The organism is Rhodococcus sp. GA1 (assembly GCF_024321955.1).
GTDB lineage: Bacteria > Actinomycetota > Actinomycetes > Mycobacteriales > Mycobacteriaceae > Rhodococcus > Rhodococcus pyridinivorans.
In genome coordinates, this window is record NZ_CP097186.1 from 1,464,417 (window position 1) to 1,484,528 (window position 20,112).

The 20,112-nt window shown below is 67.8% G+C and carries 17 protein-coding genes and 1 pseudogene; 7 read left to right on the plus strand and 11 right to left on the minus strand.

Annotated features, from left to right (window positions below; all coding sequences use genetic code 11):
- Window positions 1-50: 50 nt before the first annotated feature.
- On the minus strand, window positions 51-1,502 hold the full coding sequence (locus tag M3330_RS06755; protein ID WP_255027840.1) for an NAD-dependent succinate-semialdehyde dehydrogenase: 1,452 nt from the start codon (window positions 1,500-1,502) through the stop codon (window positions 51-53).
- Between the two features lie 119 nt (window positions 1,503-1,621).
- Here M3330_RS06755 and pgi point away from each other — a divergent pair, with 119 nt between their 5' ends.
- A complete protein-coding gene (gene pgi, locus M3330_RS06760; RefSeq protein WP_255027842.1) occupies window positions 1,622-3,319 on the plus strand; it encodes a glucose-6-phosphate isomerase in 1,698 nt (565 codons plus the stop codon).
- On the opposite strand, the gene M3330_RS06765 is transcribed toward pgi, so the two are convergent.
- The 7 genes from M3330_RS06765 to M3330_RS06795 form a co-directional block, all read right to left on the minus strand.
- The gene (locus M3330_RS06765; protein WP_204650704.1) at window positions 3,284-4,168 is read right to left on the minus strand and encodes an IS3 family transposase; all 885 of its coding nucleotides are present in this window, start codon (window positions 4,166-4,168) and stop codon (window positions 3,284-3,286) included. The genes pgi and M3330_RS06765 overlap by 36 nt on opposite strands.
- Window positions 4,165-4,458, minus strand: a complete 294-nt coding sequence (locus tag M3330_RS06770; RefSeq protein ID WP_006898371.1) for a transposase — start codon at window positions 4,456-4,458, stop codon at window positions 4,165-4,167. Before M3330_RS06770 ends, M3330_RS06765 begins: the two co-directional genes overlap by 4 nt.
- A 105-nt stretch (window positions 4,459-4,563) precedes the next feature.
- The gene (locus M3330_RS06775) at window positions 4,564-6,420 is read right to left on the minus strand and encodes a zinc ribbon domain-containing protein (RefSeq protein WP_071934476.1); all 1,857 of its coding nucleotides are present in this window, start codon (window positions 6,418-6,420) and stop codon (window positions 4,564-4,566) included.
- On the minus strand, window positions 6,417-6,992 hold the full coding sequence (locus M3330_RS06780) for a recombinase family protein (RefSeq protein WP_083543563.1): 576 nt from the start codon (window positions 6,990-6,992) through the stop codon (window positions 6,417-6,419). Before M3330_RS06780 ends, M3330_RS06775 begins: the two co-directional genes overlap by 4 nt.
- 132 nt (window positions 6,993-7,124) lie before the next feature.
- On the minus strand, window positions 7,125-7,916 hold the full coding sequence (locus tag M3330_RS06785; protein ID WP_255027852.1) for an FAD:protein FMN transferase: 792 nt from the start codon (window positions 7,914-7,916) through the stop codon (window positions 7,125-7,127).
- A 97-nt stretch (window positions 7,917-8,013) separates the two neighbouring features.
- A complete protein-coding gene (locus tag M3330_RS06790) occupies window positions 8,014-9,636 on the minus strand; it encodes an acyl-CoA dehydrogenase family protein (protein ID WP_255027854.1) in 1,623 nt (540 codons plus the stop codon).
- 4 nt (window positions 9,637-9,640) lie between these two features.
- Window positions 9,641-10,303: a TetR/AcrR family transcriptional regulator gene (locus M3330_RS06795; RefSeq protein WP_024103164.1), complete on the minus strand. Its 663-nt coding sequence runs from the start codon at window positions 10,301-10,303 to the stop codon at window positions 9,641-9,643.
- Window positions 10,304-10,362: 59 nt separating this feature from the next.
- Here M3330_RS06795 and M3330_RS06800 point away from each other — a divergent pair, with 59 nt between their 5' ends.
- Both M3330_RS06800 and M3330_RS06805 read left to right on the plus strand, forming a co-directional pair.
- Window positions 10,363-11,586, plus strand: a complete 1,224-nt coding sequence (locus M3330_RS06800; protein ID WP_255027856.1) for a hypothetical protein — start codon at window positions 10,363-10,365, stop codon at window positions 11,584-11,586.
- A gap of 55 nt (window positions 11,587-11,641) precedes the next feature.
- Window positions 11,642-13,168: a carboxylesterase/lipase family protein gene (locus M3330_RS06805; RefSeq protein ID WP_064257677.1), complete on the plus strand. Its 1,527-nt coding sequence runs from the start codon at window positions 11,642-11,644 to the stop codon at window positions 13,166-13,168.
- A gap of 58 nt (window positions 13,169-13,226) precedes the next feature.
- Here the strand turns inward: M3330_RS06805 and M3330_RS06810 are convergent, their stop codons facing one another.
- From M3330_RS06810 to M3330_RS06820, 3 genes are read right to left on the minus strand one after another with little or no spacing between them, the layout of a single operon-like run.
- Window positions 13,227-13,553, minus strand: coding sequence for a cupin domain-containing protein (locus M3330_RS06810; RefSeq protein WP_006551553.1), 327 nt, complete (start codon window positions 13,551-13,553; stop codon window positions 13,227-13,229).
- Window positions 13,554-13,588: 35 nt separating this feature from the next.
- The gene (locus tag M3330_RS06815; protein WP_255027860.1) at window positions 13,589-14,074 is read right to left on the minus strand and encodes a dihydrofolate reductase; all 486 of its coding nucleotides are present in this window, start codon (window positions 14,072-14,074) and stop codon (window positions 13,589-13,591) included.
- Window positions 14,074-14,874, minus strand: coding sequence for a thymidylate synthase (locus M3330_RS06820; RefSeq protein WP_303627225.1), 801 nt, complete (start codon window positions 14,872-14,874; stop codon window positions 14,074-14,076). The genes M3330_RS06815 and M3330_RS06820 overlap by 1 nt, the downstream gene beginning before the upstream one ends.
- Window positions 14,875-14,947: 73 nt before the next feature.
- On the opposite strand from M3330_RS06820, the gene M3330_RS06825 reads away from it, so the two are divergent.
- The 4 genes and pseudogenes from M3330_RS06825 (at window position 14,948) to M3330_RS06840 (ending at window position 20,094) form a co-directional block, all read left to right on the plus strand.
- A complete protein-coding gene (locus M3330_RS06825) occupies window positions 14,948-15,814 on the plus strand; it encodes an Fpg/Nei family DNA glycosylase (protein WP_006551556.1) in 867 nt (288 codons plus the stop codon).
- Between the two features lie 10 nt (window positions 15,815-15,824).
- Window positions 15,825-16,481 carry a tellurite resistance/C4-dicarboxylate transporter family protein gene (locus tag M3330_RS06830; RefSeq protein WP_019289860.1) on the plus strand — a complete coding sequence of 219 codons (657 nt, stop codon included), beginning with the start codon at window positions 15,825-15,827 and terminating at the stop codon, window positions 16,479-16,481.
- A gap of 83 nt (window positions 16,482-16,564) precedes the next feature.
- On the plus strand, window positions 16,565-19,474 hold the full coding sequence (locus M3330_RS06835) for an ISL3 family transposase (protein WP_255027863.1): 2,910 nt from the start codon (window positions 16,565-16,567) through the stop codon (window positions 19,472-19,474).
- A 76-nt stretch (window positions 19,475-19,550) separates the two neighbouring features.
- A pseudogene (locus M3330_RS06840) lies at window positions 19,551-20,094 on the plus strand (transposase).
- Window positions 20,095-20,112 lie beyond the last annotated feature (18 nt).

Sequence of the window (20,112 nt, forward strand, 5' to 3'; positions counted from 1 at the left end):
GGCCGTCCGCGTCACTGACGGCGAGGCCGTCCCGACCATCGCCGAGTTCCCTACTGCAGGGCGATGTACTTGGTTTCGAGGAATTCCTCGATGCCTTCGGTACCGCCCTCGCGTCCCAGCCCGGAATCCTTGATTCCGCCGAAGGGGGCCGCGACATCCGAGACGACACCGCGGTTCACACCGACGATGCCCGTTTCGAGCGCATGCGACACGCGCAGGGCCCGGTCGAGGTCGCGCGTGAAGATGTAGGCAGCGAGCCCGTAGCGGGTATCGTTCGCCGCTGCGAGGGCTTCCTCCTCGGTGTCGAAGCCGGTGACGGCCGCGACCGGCCCGAAGACCTCTTCCTGCAGGATGCGGGCCTGCTTCGGCACGTCGTCGAGCACGGTGGCCGGGTAGAACCATCCCGGTCCGTCCGCGGGTTCACCGCCCAGGCGCACCGAGGCACCCGCCGACACCGCGTCCTGCACGAGTTCGATCACGGTCTTCTTCTGGTTCTCGTTGACCAGGGGGCCCAGCGTCGCGTCGGGGTCCGTTCCCGGCCCGAGCTTGTACGACGCCATGCGTTCGGTGAGCTTGGCGACGAAGGCGTCGCGCACCGAGTTGTGGACGTGGAAGCGGTTCGCGGCCGTGCAGGCCTCTCCCCCGTTGCGCAGTTTGGCTGCCACCGCGCCCTCGACCGCGGCGTCGAGGTCGGCGTCCTCGAAGACGACGAACGGCGCGTTGCCTCCGAGCTCGAGCGAGGTGCGCAGCAGCGAACGACCGGCCTTCTCGGCGAGCATGCGCCCGACCTCGGTGGAGCCGGTGAAGGTGAGCTTGCGCAGCCGGGGATCCTCGAGGATCGGCCCGGTGACCTCACCGGCATGTGAGGACGGGAGCACCGACAGGACACCCTTGGGTAGTCCTGCCTCGTCGAAGAGCTGCGCGAGCAGCTGGATCGTGAGGGGCGTCTCGGACGCGGGCTTGACGATGATCGTGCATCCCGCCGCGAGGGCGGGACCGATCTTGCGGGTTCCCATCGCGAGCGGGAAGTTCCACGGTGTGATGGCCAGGCAGGGACCGACGGGTTGTTTCGTCACGAGAACGCGACCGGTGCCGGCAGGGGCGGGCGTGTAGCGACCGGCGATGCGGACCGCCTCCTCGGAGAACCATCGCAGAAATTCGGCGCCGTAGGTCACCTCCGATCGGCTCTCCGGTAGTGCCTTACCCATCTCGAGTGTCATGAGCAGCGCGAAGTCGTCGGCGCGTTCGGTGATCTTCCGCCACACCGTCCGCAACAGTTCGGCGCGTTCTCGCGGCGGGGTCGCAGCCCATTCCGGACCGGCTGCGACGGCCGCGTCGAGGGCCCGCAAGGCATCACCGGGCGCGGCATCGGCGACACGGGTGAGTTCGTCACCGGTCGCGGGATCGTGGACTCCGAAGGTGGCTCCGTTCTCGGCCGCCACCCACTCACCGCCGAGGAACAGGTCGGTGGGGACGGACCGAATCAGTTCTGCAGCATCCATATGCCCCATCATGCGCGTCGCGGTCGCTCGCTGTGGGAAACCGAGGGATCCCTTCGTCACACACCGGGGCCCAGTTGCACACCGGGCGCACCGTGTCGGGGCGCACTACTGTCGACGACATGAGCGACGTAACCGCAACGGCACCGTGGAAAGCTCTGGAAGACCATCGCGACCGGCTCGAATCGGTGTCGCTGCGGCAGTTGTTCACCACCGAACCCGACAGGGTCTCGGCGTTGACGGTCCCTGCCGGGGATCTGGTGATCGATTTCAGCAAACAACGCCTCGACACCCCGGTCGTGCAGGCCCTGCTCGAGCTCGCCGACACCGCGGGGATCGCCGCGGCTCGGGAGGCGATGCTCTCGGGTGCGCACATCAACGTCACCGAGGATCGGGCGGTGCTGCACACCGCCCTGCGCCTGCCCCGCGAGGCGGAACTGGTCGTCGACGGGGTCGATGTCGTCGCCGATGTCCACGCCGTGCTCGACCGGATGGGCGAGTTCACCGACCGCCTCCGCAGCGGCGACTGGCGCGGCGCCACCGGGCAGCAGATCACCACGGTGGTCAACATCGGCATCGGCGGCTCCGATCTCGGCCCGGCGATGGTCACCCGCGCACTGCGGCGCTTCCACGACGGGCCGGCGACGCGGTTCGTCTCCAACGTCGACCCCGCCGATCTGACCGCGGCACTGGCCGACCTGGACCCGGCGACGACCGTGTTCATCGTCGCGTCGAAGACGTTTTCCACCCTCGAAACCCTCTCCAACGCCACCGCCGCCCGCCGCTGGCTCGTCGACGCCCTCGGGGAAGATGCGGTGGCGAAGCATTTCGTCGCGGTGTCGACGCACACCGAGCGGGTGGTCGAGTTCGGCATCGACCCGGCGAACATGTTCGAATTCTGGGACTGGGTCGGCGGCCGTTATTCGGTCGGCTCGGCGATCGGGCTGGCGGTGATGTGCGCCATCGGACGCGAGCGGTTCGCCGAGTTCCTCGCCGGCATGCACACCATCGACACCCACTTCGCCACCACCGCCCCGGCACAGAACGCACCGTTGCTGGCCGGGTTGATCGGGGTGTGGAATGCGAGCGTCCTCGGCCACCGCTCGCGGGCGGTGGTGCCCTATGCGCAGGATCTGGCGCGGCTGCCGGCCTATCTGCAGCAGCTGACCATGGAATCGAACGGCAAATCCGTGCGCGCCGACGGCACACCGGTGGTGTGTCCGACCGGGGAGGTGTTCTGGGGTGAGCCCGGTACCAACGGTCAGCACGCCTTCTTCCAGCTGCTGCACCAGGGCACCGAGATCGTCCCCGTCGACTTTCTCGGCCTGGCCCGTAGCGGCGACGACCTGCCGGCCCGCGACGGGCAGACCAGCATGCAGGTGTTGTTGCTGGCGAACATGTTCGCCCAGGCCAAAGTGTTGGCCTTCGGGCGTGATGCCGACGAGGTCCGCGCCGACGGCGTCGACGAGGCGTTGGTCGCGCACAAGGTGATGCCCGGGGATCGGCCGTCGACGACGATCCTCGCCCCCGAACTCACCCCCTCGGTGGTCGGGCAGATCATCGCCTTCTACGAACACCAGACCTTCGTCCAAGGCATCGTGTGGGGGATCGACTCGTTCGACCAGTGGGGCGTCGAACTCGGCAAGACCCAGGCCACCGCCCTGCAGACCGTCCTCGCCGGCGACGACACACCCGACACCGGCGACGCGTCCACCGACCACCTGATCGAGATCTACCGCAACCTGCGCGACGGTGGAGTGTTCCCGCTAAAGTGGCCACTGCAATTAAGCGGCGAGTTCGTATATGTCTCTGAATCCTAGTTCAAACTCGGCTGGTGTCAAATAGCCCAGTGTGGAATGTCGTCGGGCCCTATTGTAGTACTCCTCAATCCAGGTGAATGTGCTCTTTTTGAGTGCTTTTAGAGTGGGCCACGGGCGCGTGTGAATGAGTTCCTTCTTGTAGCTCGCGAAGAATGATTCTGCGACCGCGTTGTCGAAACAAATGCCAGTGCGCCCCAATGATCGTCGGATATTGTTTTTCGTGCAGTACTTATCGAAGTCGGTGGACGTGTATTGAGTTCCGCGATCGCTGTGGAATATGACTTTTCCGGGTGGTCGACGACGAGCGATGGCCATGTCCAGTGCGTCGGTGACCAGCTCGGTTCGCATGTGGTCGGCCACGGCCCATCCGACGACCATCCGGGAGTGCAGATCGATGACGGTGGCCAGGTACGCCCAGCCGTTCCAGGTCCGTACGTAAGTAATATCGCCGCACCATTTGGTGTTCGCCTCGGCCGCCGTGAAGTCGCGGCCGATGAGGTCAGGTGCCCCAACGGGGCTGTCTCCGGCGACGGTGGTGCGTTTCCACGCCTTCGGGTGGCGGCCTTCCAGACCTGCGACCTTCATGAGCCGCCACACCCGCTTGTGCGAGACCCGGTGGCCGCCGGCGGCGAGTTCCGCACGCATGCGCCGAACGCCGGGACGGCCGTTGAGGTGCTCGTAGTGGTACTCGATCAGCGCTGTTAACTCGTCGTCTCGGAGGTCTCGAGCTGAGCGCGACTTGCCGCGCCACTTGTAGTAGCCAGAAGTCGATACGCCGAGTTGAGCACACATGAACGTGACCGGATATGAATCGGATTCAGCCCAGTCCGCGATAGCCGCGAATTTCACCGCGGGTCTTTCGCGAACCAGGTCGCTACTTTTTTTGCGAACTCCACCTCCATCCGGGCGTGCTTCACTTCTTCGCGAAGGCGCTCGAGTTCCGCCCGCTCGTCCTCATTCAACGGGCGGTCAGACTCACCGTTTCCCTCGTCTCGAGTCTTCTTCACCCATTTCCCCAACGTCATCTCGTGAACGCCGATACTGCGTGCAACTTCGGCGATCGCACGGCCATCATCGATGACCAAACTTACCGCGTTGGCCTTGTACTCGGCAGTGAAGCTCCGACGAGTAGATCCCATAATCCGCTCCCTCTATCTTGGGGGAACTCACCGCTCATCTCCGGGTGTCCACCAGAGCGGGAACGGTCCACGGAGCGTCTACGTAAACCTGATACTTCCTGCCACCTACATGCCAGGCGGCCCAGATCCACGTTCCTCACGGCTACCCGAGACATCATCCGATGCCGCGGGCTCGACCGTGTCCCACACCGACGCTTCAGGTGCAGGACGAGGCTTCAACGTGTTCACCCCCTCAGCGGGAGTCGGGGCCGGAACACTATGGCGGACCCGGCGATGCCGCGGCCTGCCCGGGGTAGGGCCGGTCTTGTCCCGGCACCGGCGCACCGGCGCATGCTCGGTGGTGCGGATCTCCAGGCGCCCAGCGCGGGTGCGGACCGCCGCACCTCGGCCGAGGAGAGCGCGTTTGGCGAGGTTCACCCCCGCCACACGATCACGATTCCCTCCAAGTCGACAGGATTCGCACCAGGCATCGTGATATCCCTTCGGTCGGGCAAGTTCCTCGTTGCAACCCGGACACCACGCCGACGACCCCTTCGCCGGCACCGTCACCGCCACCACACCCACCCGTGCGGCAGTATGCGCCAGCGCGTCGGCGGCCTTGCGGCGCGCGGACTGCGCCGCCCGATTGTTGTTCACCCGGCCACGCCCACGCGGTTCGAGGGTCGCGAGATCTTCGACGGCGATCATCGTCGCGTCGGCGGCGACCGCGTAGTCGGTGACCTGACGCGCGAAATGAAACGCCAGCTCCCGGTTGATCTTTCTCCGCTTGGCACCGACCGCGGTGCGATTCTCGTCGAGCACGGCGATCTTCGCTTCCAACTCCGACCGCACCTGGGGTGGCGCATTCTCGGCCAGCTGGCGCAGGCGGGCGGCCTTGCGGTGCAGGAATTGGCCTTCGGTCTGCAGGCGGGCGAGTTTGATACCGAGACCGCGGTCATCGTAGGTGTAACCCCGAAAATCGGAGACCAACCCGTCACCGGTATCGGTGGCGATCGCGGCGGCCCCGAGGGCCGACGGTGACCAGTCCACCCCCACCGCGACCGTGGCACTGCTCAGGTCACCGGTGGGGACGGCTTCGGTGGCCGCGCAGCGCAGCAGCAGACCCCGGCCGTCGAGGGTCAGGGTCGGCAGATGCCACGCAGTAATCGGGCGACCGTGCAGGTGCGGCGGGAGCGCGGCGGTCAACCGCACCGCCCGCCATTGCGCTCGCGTGGTGGGTGTCGCGGTGGTCGGGAGTTTCACCGTCAGCACCATCGTGCGGTCGGTGACGGTGAGCTCGGTGAGTTGTTTGTCGGCGGCGGACAGGCGGGCCATCGCGGTGACCTTCGGTGGGGTTTGGATGTCGGTGATCCGCAGCCGTTCGGGCTGCGCAGCATCCGACGTTGCAGCATCCGAGGTTGCCGCATCCGAGGCGGCATCGTCTGTGGTCGCCGCGCCCGAGGTCGATGCACCCGCAGCATCGGCCCGGCGGGTACGGGCGAGCAACTGCCGCCGTACACCTCGGGCGAAGCCCGACGGCACGGGCACCTCCCCACCGGCAGGCGGGGCGATACGCCCGGTAGCGGGATCGAACCGGGCCGAGAGCGACGCGATAGCAGTGTCGCGGTAGGCCGAGGTCCGTAGCGTCGCGGTGGCCTGTGCGGTGACCACCCGTGACACCCGTGACGGCACATACACTCCGTCCGGGTAGGTCGGGGCCCAGCCGAGACGAGCGGCGACGACGTGCCCGTGTTTCGGCAGAGCCCGGCCGTCGCGGTCGCGGCCGGCGGAGAGGGTGTCGAAGGTGGCGGGATGCCACAGACGTGTGAGTAGTTCGGTTTCGGCGCCGGTGATCAGGTCGAGCAGCCATCGGATACGGGTGTCGAGATCGTCGAGTCCGATCGGATCTCCGGTGGTGTCGTCGACTGCGAGATACGGTCGGGTGGTAAAAGCGAACCGACAGTGGTCGGTGGTGTCGGTCATTGCTCATCCCTGCCCAACCGTGCCCCCGCATCATCGAGAAGTCGACGTTGGTTCTGCTTCGACCGCAGCCGGTAGAACCGACCCGAAAACGACGCCAGCAGTGCCATGAAGTCGTCCATCAGTTCCTCCGCCAGCGATATCTCGCCCTGCTCACGCAGCACCTCGACGGTAACTCCGACCACCGACAGGTACCGTTCGATCCACACCACCCCGAACCGTGCCAAGCGATCCCGCCACACCACCCGTACCACCGTGAAGTGTCCCCGGGCGGCGTCGTCGAGCAACCGATCCAATCCGGCCAGCTTCTCTCGCAGCCCGGATCCACGGTCCTTGTACACCCGGTACACGGCACCGGTGGCGCTCTCGCGCAACATCGCCTCTTGATTGGCGAGCGATGATTCCTGCCCTGCGGAGCCCGACACACGGCAGTACAACGCTTCGATCCGGGCCGAGGGCGTCCTCCCGGCTGCGGGCCGACCGAGATACAGGTCGAGGTCTGCTTGCTCGAAAATGCGCTGACCGGAACCCGTACGGCGAGAAGGCAACCGGCCTTCCGCCGCTGCCTTACGCACCCCCGACGACTGACATGTTCCGATATTCGGCGGCCTCTCCGATGCGCGCGGTTGAGTGAGTATCAGAAAGTATCATGTAGTGTCAGGTATTTCGCCCACTGTTGTCAGCCTGACCGCACCCTGCTCGAGAGATCAAGCAGCCTTCGGATCGGACCAGGCCGTGGTGGTCCGGACCCGTCCGTGCGTGTCGACGAGACGCGCCGGCAGGGCGTACTGTTCGAGCCACGACAGGGCTCCGATGCCCCGCTGCAACGCCGTCGCCGCGGCCGCATGAGCCCACACCGCGTCGGGAGCGATGACGCTGACGAGACGCCACCGCTCGGGGTCGGCGACGTCGCTGGTGTGCGACGCCATCGCCGATCCGGCCGGCAGTTCGACCGAGCCCCGGTCCGGGAGCGGCACCTGCCATCCCCCGGCAGGCGCGTGCCCCGCGGTGGCCATCACGTCGCCGATGCGCACGAGCGCCCCGCATTCGAGCAGATTCGCGACGAGCGCCGCGGAGTAGTCGACGGTGTCGGCCACGGCCGTCGCGCCGAGTTCGAGACTCACCCCGAAAGGAGCGAGCACGATGTCTCCGTCGATCTGCACGTCGCGGTAGGTGTGGATGGGATGGATCGGCGGGATGGCTCCGGCATCGACGGAGGCGTCGTCGGAGTCGACCGGGGTGATGGTCCCGCCCGTCATGCGGGCCGCCCACAGCGCCGACCGCACCATCGATGCCAGTCGGGGGCTCATCGTGACCGGAGTGCCCTGCGCGAGGTTGACGGAATGGATCTCGGCGTCGCCCCGGCGGCTGTCGCTCACCGCCTCGGATTCGGCGACGACGCCGCGCACGATCATGCGGGCACGGTGCAGTGCATGCGGCTCGGTCACCGCGAGTGCGATCTGCCGACCCCACTCCCACCATTCGTTGCTGCCGATCATGACGGGCTCCACCCGTAGTCGATTCCTCGCAGGACGTATTCCAGTATGCCCTCGACCTGAGACGGGTGACAGCGCCGCAGGATCGGACCCGCCCTCGTCAGACCCGGTCGAGGATCGCGGCGGTGTCCACGCCGGTCGGCAGTGTGCCCATCGCGATGCCCCAGTCGTCGTCGAGCCGACTGCGGCAGAACGCCTCCGCGACGGCGGGATGTCCGTGCCGGACGAGCTGCGCGCCCTGCAGGGCCAGGGCCATGAGCTCCACGACCCGCCGTGCCCGGTACTCGGCGTCCTCGAGGTCGGCGAGTTCCTTGCCGATCCGGGCGATGGCCGAATCGAGCCGCGGATCGGCACCTTCCGCAAGCCTGACCTCGGTGAAGAACGCCTCGACGGTGTCGGGTTGCCGCGCCATTGCACGCAGCGCGTCGAGTGCCGCGACGTTGCCGGATCCTTCCCAGATCGACATGAGCGGCGACTCGCGATAGAGCCGCGGCATGCCCGATTCCTCGGCGTAGCCGTTGCCGCCGAGGCATTCGAGGGCTTCGGCGGCGACCGCGGGTGCCCGCTTGCACACCCAGTACTTGGTGACGGCCAGCGCGATGCGGCGCAGGGCGGCCTCCTGCTCGTCCCCGGCAGCGCGGTCGGTGGCCCCGGCCAGACGCATCATCATCGTCGTCGCGGCATCGGACTCGACGACGAGATCGGAGAGGACGTTGCGCATGAGCGGCTGGTCGACGAGCAACGCGCCGAACGCCTGCCGGTGACGGGCATGGTGAACCGCGCGCAACGTCGAGATCCGCATGTTCACGGCCGAGCCGATGACACAGTCGAGTCGCGTCATGTTCACCATCTCGATGATGGTGTTGATGCCGCGACCTTCCGGGCCGACGAGCCAGCCGATCGCGTTCTCGTACTCGATCTCGGAGGAGGCGTTCGACTTGTTGCCGAGCTTGTCCTTCAGCCGCTGGATGCGGATGGCGTTGCGGGTGCCGTCGGGCAGGACGCGCGGGAGCAGGAAGCACGACGGTCCGTGCTCGGTCTGCGCGAGCGTGAGGAACAGGTCGGACATCGGCGCGGACGTGAACCACTTGTGCCCGACGATCGTGTACGAACCGTCGGCGTTGGGGGTCGCGGTGGTGGTGTTGGCGCGGACGTCGGAACCGCCCTGCTTCTCGGTCATCGACATCCCGGCGATCAGGCCACGTTTCGTGGAGGGTTCGCGCAGCCCGAAGTCGTAGTGCGGCGCGGCCAGCAGCGGCTCGTAGCGCTCGGCGAGTTCGGCGTTGTGGCGCAGCGCCGGGATCGCGGCGTAGGTCATCGAGATCGGGCACATGTGCCCGGCATCGGTATGCCCCCACACGTAGAACTTCGCGGCACGGGCAACGTGCGCGCCGGGACGCGGGTCGCGCCAGGGTGCCGCGTGCAGGCCGTTCTCGACGGCGACGGTCATCAGGTCGTGCCAGTGCGGATGGAACTCGACCTCGTCGACGCGGTGGCCGTAGCGGTCGTGGGTGTGCAGCACGGGCGGATACTCGTTGGCGAGCCGCCCCCAGTCCTGGGCACGGGCGGTGCCGGCGAGGGCGCCGAGTTCGCGGACCTCGTCCTCGGCCCAACTCGCCCCTTCGCGGCGCAGTCCTTCGAGGAGGGCGGGGTCGTCGGCGGCCCCGTAGGGCTCGAGGTCCGGTACCTGGTTGAACACTTCGTGGGTGGCGGGGAAATTCACGGCTTCACTCCTGAGTCGTTCCGGAAGGCAGATGCCCCGCCGCTCGCAGTACGAGGACGACGAGGTCGGGGACGGTGGATCCGGCCGCGCTGTCTCGAAGGCGACCGTCGGCCGCACTGTCTCGAAGGCGACCGTCGGCCGCGCCGGGGAGGCGACCGGTGAGCACCTCACCGACAGCCCCGACGAGCGCCGCGGCGGTGAGCTCGACGTCCTGTTCGGGGAATTCACCGGTCTCGACGCCGTGGCGCACGGCGTTCGCGAAGGCCGCTGCGAAGGCGCGGCGCAACACGAGTCGTTCGGCGTCGACCGCGGCGTCGACCGGTTCGGCGAGCAGGGCGTAGGCGAGGGTGGGATTGCGCAGCGCACGGCGGGAGAAGGTGTCGACCACCGCGGTCACCCGGTCGGCACCGGATCCGGTTGCGGCCGCGGACGTCACGGCCTCGACCTCCCGCTCGCACAGTTCCCGGAAGATCCGCACCATGAGATCGGACTTGTCGACGTAGTGCCGGTAGACGCTGCCGGTGGCGACGCCGGCCCGTTCGGCGACCGCCGAGACGGACAGTCCGCTGTATCCGCGTTCGCTGAGCAGAGTCACGGCGGCAGCGGCGATCGCCTCGCGCTGCGCGTCGAGTCGCTCCTGCACTGCGGGTGTCCGACGGTACGCCACACCAAGGATTGAACCTCGGTTCAGCGCTTCGGTCAACGGTCGGCGCTACGGTCGGGATTGTGAATCGCCTGAGCGTCGTGGACGAGATGTTCCTCCACCGCCACAAAGGAACCGGCCTGCCGTCGGTGATGCAGGGTCTGTGGCGCACCGACGAGACCGTGGACGCGACCCTGTTGCTGTCCCTGCACGACGTGCTGTCCGAAGGCCCGCTCGGTCGCCGTGTGGTCCGTCCCCGGGTTCCCGGTGCACGCCCCCGCTTCGAACCCAACACGCACGTCCATCCACTGCGCTATCCCGCGACCCCCATCCCCGACGACGAGCTCCTCGCCTGGGCCGACGAGCACGCGAACGTGGACGTCGATCCCGAGCTCGGTCCCGGCTGGGCGGTCGCCGCGACCCGACTCACGAGCGGCGGCACCGCACTGTCGATCGTGTGCTCGCACGTCCTGACCGACGCGCGGGGATTCGTCCGCGCGGTCGCCGACGCGCTCGCCGACCGGCCGCGACGACCCGACCCCGGTCGCCAATCCGACCTACGCGATGCGATGCAGTTGTTCCGGAAGGTCGGCAGCGGGCTGCGCCGCGTGAAGTACACACCTCGCACGGAGAAACCGCCCGCGCCGCAGACGGTGCACTCGCGACCGCGCACCGCGCTCGTCGACGTCGACGCGGCGCAGTGGAAGGCCGTCGCGGCCGCGGAGGACGGCAGCCCGAACGCCCTGCTGCTCGCCGTGTCCGCCGGTGTCGCCCGGCGCGCCCGCATCCCGTTCCCCGTGCGCATCTCCGTTCCGGTCGACGACCGGAAGGAGGGAACCGTCTCCAACGGCGTGTCGATGGTGGGGATCACCGTCGACGACGGCGACACGCTCGCCTCCATCCGGGCCCGCGCCGCGCACGCCTATTCGCAGCCGCGGGAGGGCGCGCCGCACAACATGCCGGCCGAGATCCTGCAACTCCTCCCCGACCGGATCGCCGCCCGCGTCGCGCGCGGTGCCGGTGAGCGGGACCTGTTGTGTTCCAACATCGGCGCGGTGCCCCGCGAGCTCACCACGCTGGGCCCGTACCGCACCACCGGGATCGCGATGCGCGCTATGCACCCGGGACTCGACACCCGGCCGGCCCGCACCACGACCCGCCTGTCGGTCTACGCCTGCCACACCGACGAGCGGTACACACTCGCGTTCGTCGCCCTCGACGAGGAGCGCTTCCCCGACACCGCGACGCTGCGCACCTACGTACGGGCAGAGCTCGCGGGCCGAGGCCTCGAGCCCCACTTCTGGTGACGTCGACGGTGGACACGGCGGCTACCGTGACGCCCCGTCACGTACAGTGCGGAGCATGACGCCCGAGACCCACGTCACATTCGCCGACGGAACCGTCCGCGGCACCCGGCTCGGCGGCCTCCTCGCCTGGCGCGGCATTCCCTACGCCGCTCCCCCGGTGGGCCCGCTGCGGCTGCGGGCGCCGCAACCGGTCGAGCCCTGGACGGGAGTGCGCGATGCGACGCAGTTCGGAAATGCCGCCCCGCAGCGTCCGCGCTACGCCGAGACCGGTCGTCGCGGGGTGCGAGTGCGTCCCGACGAGGACTGTCTGACCCTCAACGTGCTCGCCCCCGCCGGTCGGGTCCATGCGCCGCGACCGGTCATGGTGTTCATCCACGGCGGCGCCTTCACCCTCGGCACGAGTGCCCTGTCGGTCTACGGCGGCGAGTCGCTGGTCCGACGCGGCGACGTAGTCTACGTGTCGATCAACTACCGCCTCGGAGCGCTCGGCTATCTCGACTTCGGGTCCTTCTCCACCGATTCGGTCCGATTCGATTCCAATCTCGGTTTGCGCGACCAGGTGGCGGCACTCGAATGGGTCCAGCGCAACATCGCCGCCTTCGGCGGCGACCCCGACAACGTGACGATCTTCGGCGAGTCCGCCGGCGGCACCTCGGTGACGACCCTGCTCGCGACGCCCGCCGCGCGCGGACTGTTCTCCGCCGCGATCGCACAGAGCCCGGCGCCGAATCTCGTCGTCACCTCCGACCGCTCGGCCGAATGGGGCCGGAAGTTCGTCGAACTGCTCGGTGCCGATCCGGATACCGCCGCGCAGGCGCTGCTCGACACCTCCCCCGTCGAACTCGGGCGGGTGGGATCGCGCCTCGGGGCGCAGGTACTGCGCGCGACTCCCGGTCTGCATCCCTTCGGCCCGGTCGTCGACGGCGATTTCGTTCCGCTCCAACCGCTCGAGGCGTACGAGACGGGCGCGGCGCATCCCGTTCCGCTCGTGCTCGGGACGAACGACCGCGAAGGTGCACTGTTCCCGAAGTTCCTCGACGCGCTGCCGACGAACCCTCGGCGGATCGACGCACTGTTCGCCGCGACAGATCCCGAGGCGAAGGATCGCATCACGGGGATCTATCCGGGATATCCGGACGAGCGTGCCGCGATCGATCTCGGCGGCGACCTCACCTTCTGGTATCCGTCCGTGCAGTTCGCGCAGGCACATTCGCGTTTCGCGCCGACCTTCATGTACCGCTTCGATCTCGCGCCGCGAGTGCTGCGCTGGACGGGCTTCGACGCGACGCACGCGGTGGAGTTGCTCGCGGTCTTCGACCAGACCGACGAACCGCTCGGCCGGGCGCTCACGGCACTCGGTGGGCGACGCGGCCTGCGGACGGCCGCCGGGGCGATGCAGCGCCAGTGGCTGAACGTGGCCCGGCACGGTGAACCACTGCCGTCGTGGCCACCCTACGACGAGAAGGACCGCGCGACAGTGATTTTCGACGAGGTCACGCGCATCGAGCACGATCCGCGTCGCGAGCGCCGCCTCGCGTGGGAGGGCTACCGCGGGTACGCCGCTCCGGCACCTGTTCAGTAAGCGCCGCTTCTCGACGCGCGCAATGAGCGTCGCTACTCGGCGCGTGCAGTGAGCGACGCTACTTGGCGACGGTGAGCAGGAAGGCGACGTCCTCGATGGCGCTGACGCTGTGCCGGACCGGCGGGATGATGATCATGTCGCCCGCCGAACCCTTCCACACGTCGTTGCCGGCGACGAGCTGGAGCTGACCCGACAGCACCTGCAGGGTCGCCTCGCCCGGGCTGTCGTGCTCGCCGAGTTCGTGCCCCGCCAGCAACGCGACGACGGTCTGCCGCAGGTGCTTGGTATGCCCACCGAAAACCGTCTGGGAGCTGCGTCCGCTGCTGGACGTCGCTGCGAGTTTGAGCTGCTGCCGTGCCATGGCGGTCAAGGAGAGCTTGTCCATGTACCGCAGTATCGCTCAGATGCCGCCGCGAGAACTCAGCTTCGGGCGTACCGGATCCAGCGGAACCTGATTCCCTTGGTGGACGTCAGCCATTCTCCGGGATCCGCCACCCACTCGGCGCCGATCGGAGGTGCGGTCGCATCTCCTGCGACGTCGAGGTCGACCTCGGTCACGAGCAGCTGCTTCGCGAACGGCATCGCCTGCGCGTAGATCTGGCCCCCACCCATGACGACGACCTCGTCCTCACGGGCGAGTGTCAGTGCGTCCTCGAGGCTCGTCGCGGTCTCGGCGCCCTGGGCCGACCACTCGACGTTGCGGGTGACGACGATGTTCCGGCGTCCCGGTAGCGGCCGGAACCTCGGCGGCAGTGAATCCCAGGTGAGCCGGCCCATGATCACCGGCTTTCCCATCGTCGCGTCCTTGAAGAACGCCATGTCCTCGGGGATGTGCCACGGGATAATGTTCTCCCGGCCGATCACACCACCACGTGCCTGAGCCCAGACGAGGGTGACATCCCCCATCAGACGGCCACCGGCGCCTTGATCGCCGGGTGGTGCCGGTAGCCGACGACCTCGACGTCCTCGTAGCGGTAGTCGAAGATCGAGTCGCGCGGGTGCAGCTTCAACGTCGGGTAGGGATACGGATCACGGGTGAGCTGTTCGGTGACCTGCTCGAGGTGGTTGGAGTAGATGTGGCAGTCGCCGCCGGTCCAGATGAACTCGCCGGGTTCGAGTCCGGTCTGCTGCGCGACCATGTGGGTGAGCAGCGCGTAGCTGGCGATGTTGAACGGCACGCCGAGGAACATGTCGGCGCTGCGCTGGTAGAGCTGGCAGCTGAGCTTGCCGTCGGCCACGTAGAACTGGAAGAAGGCGTGGCACGGCATGAGCGCCATCTTGTCGAGCTCGGCCACGTTCCATGCGGAGACGAGGATGCGACGCGAGTCGGGGTCGGTGCGCAGGGTCTCGATCACCTGGCCGATCTGGTCGATGTGCTGCCCGTCGGGGGTCGGCCACGAGCGCCACTGCACGCCGTAGACCGGGCCCAGATCGCCGTCGGGTGCGGCCCACTCGTCCCAGATCGTCACGCCGTGCTCCTGCAGCCACTTGACGTTGGAGTCGCCGCGCAGGAACCACAGCAACTCGTAGACGATGGACTTCAGGTGCACCTTCTTCGTGGTGATCAGCGGGAAGCCCTCGGACAGATCGAAGCGCATCTGATGGCCGAACAGGCTCCGCGTGCCGGTTCCGGTACGGTCGGCCTTCTCCGCGCCGGTCTCGAGGATCAGGCGCATCAGGTCTTCGTAGGGCGTCGACACAGTCACGAGCGCAGTCTATCGGTGGGTCGAAGGTGTCCGTCGCCACCCGCGAACGGCCCGGCGACCGTAGCCTGTTCCCATGCCCGAGCTCCCCGAGGTGGAAGCACTTGCGGTGTTCCTGCGCGAGCACGCGGTCGGCAGCGTCATCGGACGCATCGACGTCGCGGCGCTGAACGTGCTGCAGACGGCCGACCCGCCGATCACGGCGCTGCAGGGACGCGACATCACCGGAGCGGTGCGCTTCGGCAAGTTCCTCGCGATCGACTGCTCGGGGCTGCACCTGATCACGCACCTGTCGCGCGGCGGCTGGTTGCGCTGGCTCGACGAACCGTCGCAGACTCCCCCGAAACTCGGTCGCGGTCCGCTCGCCCTCCGCGTGCACCTGTTCGCCCCCGACGCGACGACACCGGCCTTCGATCTCACCGAGGCCGGCACGAAGAAGCGCCTCGCGGTCTGGATTGTCGACGATCCGCAGCAGGTGCCCGGCATCGCCCGCCTCGGCCCCGACGCGCTCGCCCTCACCCGCGACGAGTTCGCCGAGCTCCTGACCGACAGCACCTCGCGCCTCAAGACGTTGCTGATCGACCAGAAGATTCTCGCGGGCATCGGCAACGCCTACTCCGACGAGATCCTGCACGTCGCGCAGCAGTCACCGTTCGCGACCGCCGGACGGCTGACCGACGACGAGGTGACCGCGCTGTACGGGGCGATGCGGTCGGTGCTGACCGATGCCGTCACGCGCTCGGTCGGGCAGGACGCGGCGCGCCTCAAGGGCGAGAAACGGTCGGGGCTGCGCGTGCACGGCCGCACCGGTGAGCCGTGCCCGGTGTGCGGCGACACCGTCCGCGAGGTCTCCTACACCGACCGTTCGTTCCAGTACTGCCCGACCTGCCAGACCGGAGGGAAGGTCCTCGCCGACCGGCGGATGTCCCGCCTGCTGAAGTAGCGGGCACGCAGTGCAGGCCCCTTCCCGTCTCCGCGAAGAAGTCCGCATCCTCGCGCCGGGTTACTTCGCCTTCGTCATGGCCGGCGGAATCGTGTCCACCGGACTCCACCTCCGCGGTTTCCACCTCGCATCGGCCGTGCTGCTGATCGTGTCCGCGATCGGATACGCGACGCTGGTGGCCCTGTCGGTGTGGCGGTTCTTCGCGTTCCGCGACGAGGTCCGCGCCGATCTCGCCGATTCCGGACGGGCGTTCGGCTTCTTCACCTTCGTCGCGGGCAGCAACGTGCTCGGCGTACGCCTGATGATGGACGGCTGGCATTCCACCGCGGCCGTACTACTCGTGGGCGCGGCGGCGACGTGGCTGGTGCTCGGATATGTCGTCCCGTGGACCGCCGTGCTCGGCACGGCGGAGCGTCCCGTCCTCGCGAAGGCGAACGGAACGTGGTTCATCTGGGTCGTCGCCAGCGAGTCGGTGGCCATCGCCGCGGCCACGCTCCAACCGGTCTACCGCGAACTGGACCGGCTCCTCGCCGCCCTCGCGGTGTTCACCTGGGGCGTCGGGCTGTTCCTGTACGCGGCGGCCGGCGTCTTCGCCGCGGTTCGGATGTTGGAGTACCCGTTGCGACCCACCGACCTGACCGCCCCTTACTGGGCTCTTCGCGCTTGAGCGGGGTGCCCGGTAGTTGATGGGGCTCGTGGCCCCGACATGCTGTTGGTCTCTCACAACGCGACAACAGCGAGACCACGAGCATGAACGAGGGTACGTCAGTGCTGCTCGGGCTGGAGGACGAGTTCACCGTCCCGCAGCTCGAACGAATCGATGCCGACACGGTGCGTGTCGTCATCGAGGTCATCGACCCGGAGGGCGCCTGCCCCGAGTGCGGGGTGCTCACCTCAAGGATCAAGGAGCGGCCACTGGTTCGAGTCAAGGACTTGCCTGCCTCCGGCCAAAGAACCGATCTGTGGTGGCTCAAACGGCGCTTGGTGTGCCGCGAACCGGCCTGTGGGACAGCGACATTCACGCAGCAGTCCCGCGCTGCGCCGGCACGGTCGCGGCTCACGACCCGGCTACGAGAGAAGATCGGTTCGGCGATCGCGTCGGGCAACCGCGCCGTCAGCGAGGTCGCTAGCGAGTACCAGGTGGCGTGGTCGACCGCGCACCGGGCGCTCATCGCACTGGCCAACCAGTGGCTGCCCGAGCCGGAACCCACCCGCGTGCTCAACATCGACGAGACCCGCGCCCGGTCGGTGCGCTGGGTGCTCGAAGAGGCCGGCTGGACACGGTCGAACCCGTGGATGACCTCGTTCGTCAACGCCGACCCCACCCTGCCCGGGCACCTTCTCGGGCTGACCCCGGGACGCTCCGGGGCGTGCGTGATCGACTGGCTCGCGCTGCAGACACCCGCGTTCCGGGCCGGCATCGACCTGGTCGTGATCGACCCGTCCGCGCCGTACGCGGGCGGGATCCGCACCGCCCTGCCGGACGCGCGGATCGCAGTCGACAAGTGGCATCTCGTCGCCCTCGCCAACCTCATGGTCACCCAGGTCCGTCAACGGATCACCCGGCAACTGCACGGCCGCCGCGGCACCGCCACCGACAAAGTCTGGGCCAGCCGGCAACTGCTGCTCACCGGCTACGAGCACCTCACCGTGAAGCAAAAGGCCCGGTTCAACGCCGCCCTCGCCGCCGAGGATCCGACCAACGAGATCGCCGCCGCGCATGCCGTCAAGGAACGCCTGCGCCTGCTGCTGGCCGAACACCAGCCGCACCAGATCCGGCGCAGGCTGTACGACTTCTACGACGCCGCCGCCCGCGCCGACATGGAGGAAACCAGCCGCCTGGCGACCACGATCGACACCTGGTGGCCAGCGGTGCTCGTCGCGCTCACCGAGGACGTGACCAACGCCCGCACCGAGGGCTTCAACCGGATCATCAAGCAAAACCAAGCGTGTCGGATGCGGCTTCACCAACATGGACAACTACCGAAGGCGCATCATGGTCCACATCGCCCTCACCCGAGGGCAGAGACCAGCAGCATGAAATCAGCACACGCCCCGCTCAAATGCGGAGAGCCATTTATCTCTGCAGTAAACGCCCGGCCCGTCTTCGGCGCCTCGTGCCACACATGCCTTCCCGCCCGGGTTGCGGCGGGCCATAATTCGCCTTTCACGTGCCCGGCTTGCCGTCTTCGGAGCTGGGCCTTGACACCCCTGCACCGGGTACCCCCGCATCAGTACCGCACCTGCCGCTGGGCAGTCGATGCATCACCTGTCCGAACGGAATCGACCGGCCCCACGCTGATCACTGCTCCCACACCGCCGAAGCACTTCAACCGATCCGTCACTGCAGCATCATCGAGAAGCCGTCCTCGACACCGGCAGGTCCCGGGCCCGCTGGCTGTGATGTCTTCGCGCTGGCGGCGTCGGCGGGGAGAGGATTTCGCAGTGAGCAGCACCGCTCTCTCCGGGATCGAGGCGACCACCGAATCCGGCCCGCGGTGCTGCACGAAACCTTGGGGCTCCATCGAGCCAGTGGCAATCGGCCCGTGGTTGCCTCACCATGGAGCGGTGACTGCTAAGCGTCGCCGATCCACCGCCGATCCTGCCGAACCCCTTTCCGATGCCGAGCTGCTCATCGGCCTGGTGGTCTCACCATCCCTGAGTGCGATGCTCGGCCCCGAGGTCACCACCTCGGTGCGCAAGATTTTGGTGCAGCGGTATCCGGGAGTGCGCTGGCAACTGAAGATGGCCGAAGACCGGCTGGTCGATCCACCCACCGAGACCTTGGACCTGCTGGAGGCGGCCCGAAACCGCGTGCTGGAGGAGAACTGGGATTTGGCCGTGGTGCTCACCGAGATCCCCCTGAAGACCGGCCGACGTCCGGTGCTCACCCAGCTCAGCCCCGTGCACGGGGTAGGACTGGTCTCCGTCCCAACCCTGGGAGCCGTGCACGTGCGGCAGAAGGTGCAAGAGACCACCGTGCACGTGGTCGGGCAGCTCCTGGGCTACGACGCCGAAGACCTCAACGCCCAGCGGGATCTTGCTCGAAGAGCCCACCAGCTGTCCACCGATCTCGACGAACGCCCGGACGACAACGTCGTGCAGTTCACGGCCCGAGTGCTGAGCGGCAACGTGCGGTTGCTGCTGGGCATGATCCGCGCCAACCAGCCTTGGGCCTTCGTGGCCCGGCTCTCCCGGGCGATGGTCGTGGCAGCGGCCACCGGCATGCTGACATTGGTGGCCTCGGACCTATGGGTACTGGCCATGGCCTACGGGCCGGTGCGCCTGGTCCTGCTGGCGGTGATGGCGATCGGGGCGGTGAGTGCCACCCTGATCCTGGGAGCCGACTTGTGGGAGCGCCCACGGCGGCGAGCCCAACGTGAGCAGGTGATCCTGTTCAATTTGGCCACCACCGCGACCGTGGCCATCGGGGTTGTGGTGTTCTACCTCGGCTTATTCATCCTGTCCTGGGTCGGCGCGCTGCTGCTCATCGACGAGCAGGTACTGGCCGGTGTCGCCGGTCACCCAGTGAACGCTTTGGACTACGCGAAGATCAGCTGGCTCACCGCCAGCCTGGCCACCGTGGGCGGAGCACTAGGAGCTGGACTGGAGGACGACGATGTGGTGCGCGCCGCTGCCTACACCCGGTCCAGCACCTGACACAGCCCCAGCACAGAAGAAACTGAAACATCTACGCGTTGATGCCACGTCTATGCAGGTGTCATTGCCGGTCGCGATGACTTGGTGGGCTCAGCGCAGTGCGCTGCCTCGTACTCGGCGGGTGGGGCGTTGCCGAGGCGGGTGTGCGGGCGGGCGCTGTTGTACCTGTCGATCCGGGATCCGCACCGCCCTGCCGGACGCGCGGATCGCAGTCGACAAGTGGCATCTCGTCGCCCTCGCCAACCTCATGGTCACCCAGGTCCGTCAACGGATCACCCGGCAACTGCACGGCCGCCGCGCATGCCGTCAAGGAACGCCTGCGCCTGCTGCTGGCCGAACACCAGCCGCACCAGATCCGGCGCAGGCTGTACGACTTCTACGACGCCGCCGCCCGCGCCGACATGGAGGAAACCAGCCGCCTGGCGACCACGATCGACACCTGGTGGCCAGCGGTGCTCGTCGCGCTCACCGAGGACGTGACCAACGCCCGCACCGAGGGCTTCAACCGGATCATCAAGCAAACCAAGCGTGTCGGATGCGGCTTCACCAACATGGACAACTACCGAAGGCGCATCATGGTCCACATCGCCCTCACCCGAGGGCAGAGACCAGCAGCATGAAATCAGCACACGCCCCGC

What these genes read in the sequence shown, in the direction of transcription:
- M3330_RS06770 (WP_006898371.1), bottom strand. Translation starts at nt 4,458, where the DNA reads ATGGGATCTACTCGTCGGAGCTTCACTGCCGAGTACAAGGCCAACGCG.
- M3330_RS06785 (WP_255027852.1), bottom strand. Translation starts at nt 7,916, where the DNA reads ATGATCGGCAGCAACGAATGGTGGGAGTGGGGTCGGCAGATCGCACTC.
- M3330_RS06755 (WP_255027840.1), bottom strand. Translation starts at nt 1,502, where the DNA reads ATGGATGCTGCAGAACTGATTCGGTCCGTCCCCACCGACCTGTTCCTC.
- M3330_RS06775 (WP_071934476.1), bottom strand. Translation starts at nt 6,420, where the DNA reads ATGACCGACACCACCGACCACTGTCGGTTCGCTTTTACCACCCGACCG.
- pgi (WP_255027842.1), top strand. Translation starts at nt 1,622, where the DNA reads ATGAGCGACGTAACCGCAACGGCACCGTGGAAAGCTCTGGAAGACCAT.
- M3330_RS06825 (WP_006551556.1), top strand. Translation starts at nt 14,948, where the DNA reads ATGCCCGAGCTCCCCGAGGTGGAAGCACTTGCGGTGTTCCTGCGCGAG.
- M3330_RS06810 (WP_006551553.1), bottom strand. Translation starts at nt 13,553, where the DNA reads ATGGACAAGCTCTCCTTGACCGCCATGGCACGGCAGCAGCTCAAACTC.
- M3330_RS06835 (WP_255027863.1), top strand. Translation starts at nt 16,565, where the DNA reads ATGAACGAGGGTACGTCAGTGCTGCTCGGGCTGGAGGACGAGTTCACC.
- M3330_RS06805 (WP_064257677.1), top strand. Translation starts at nt 11,642, where the DNA reads ATGACGCCCGAGACCCACGTCACATTCGCCGACGGAACCGTCCGCGGC.
- M3330_RS06815 (WP_255027860.1), bottom strand. Translation starts at nt 14,074, where the DNA reads ATGGGGGATGTCACCCTCGTCTGGGCTCAGGCACGTGGTGGTGTGATC.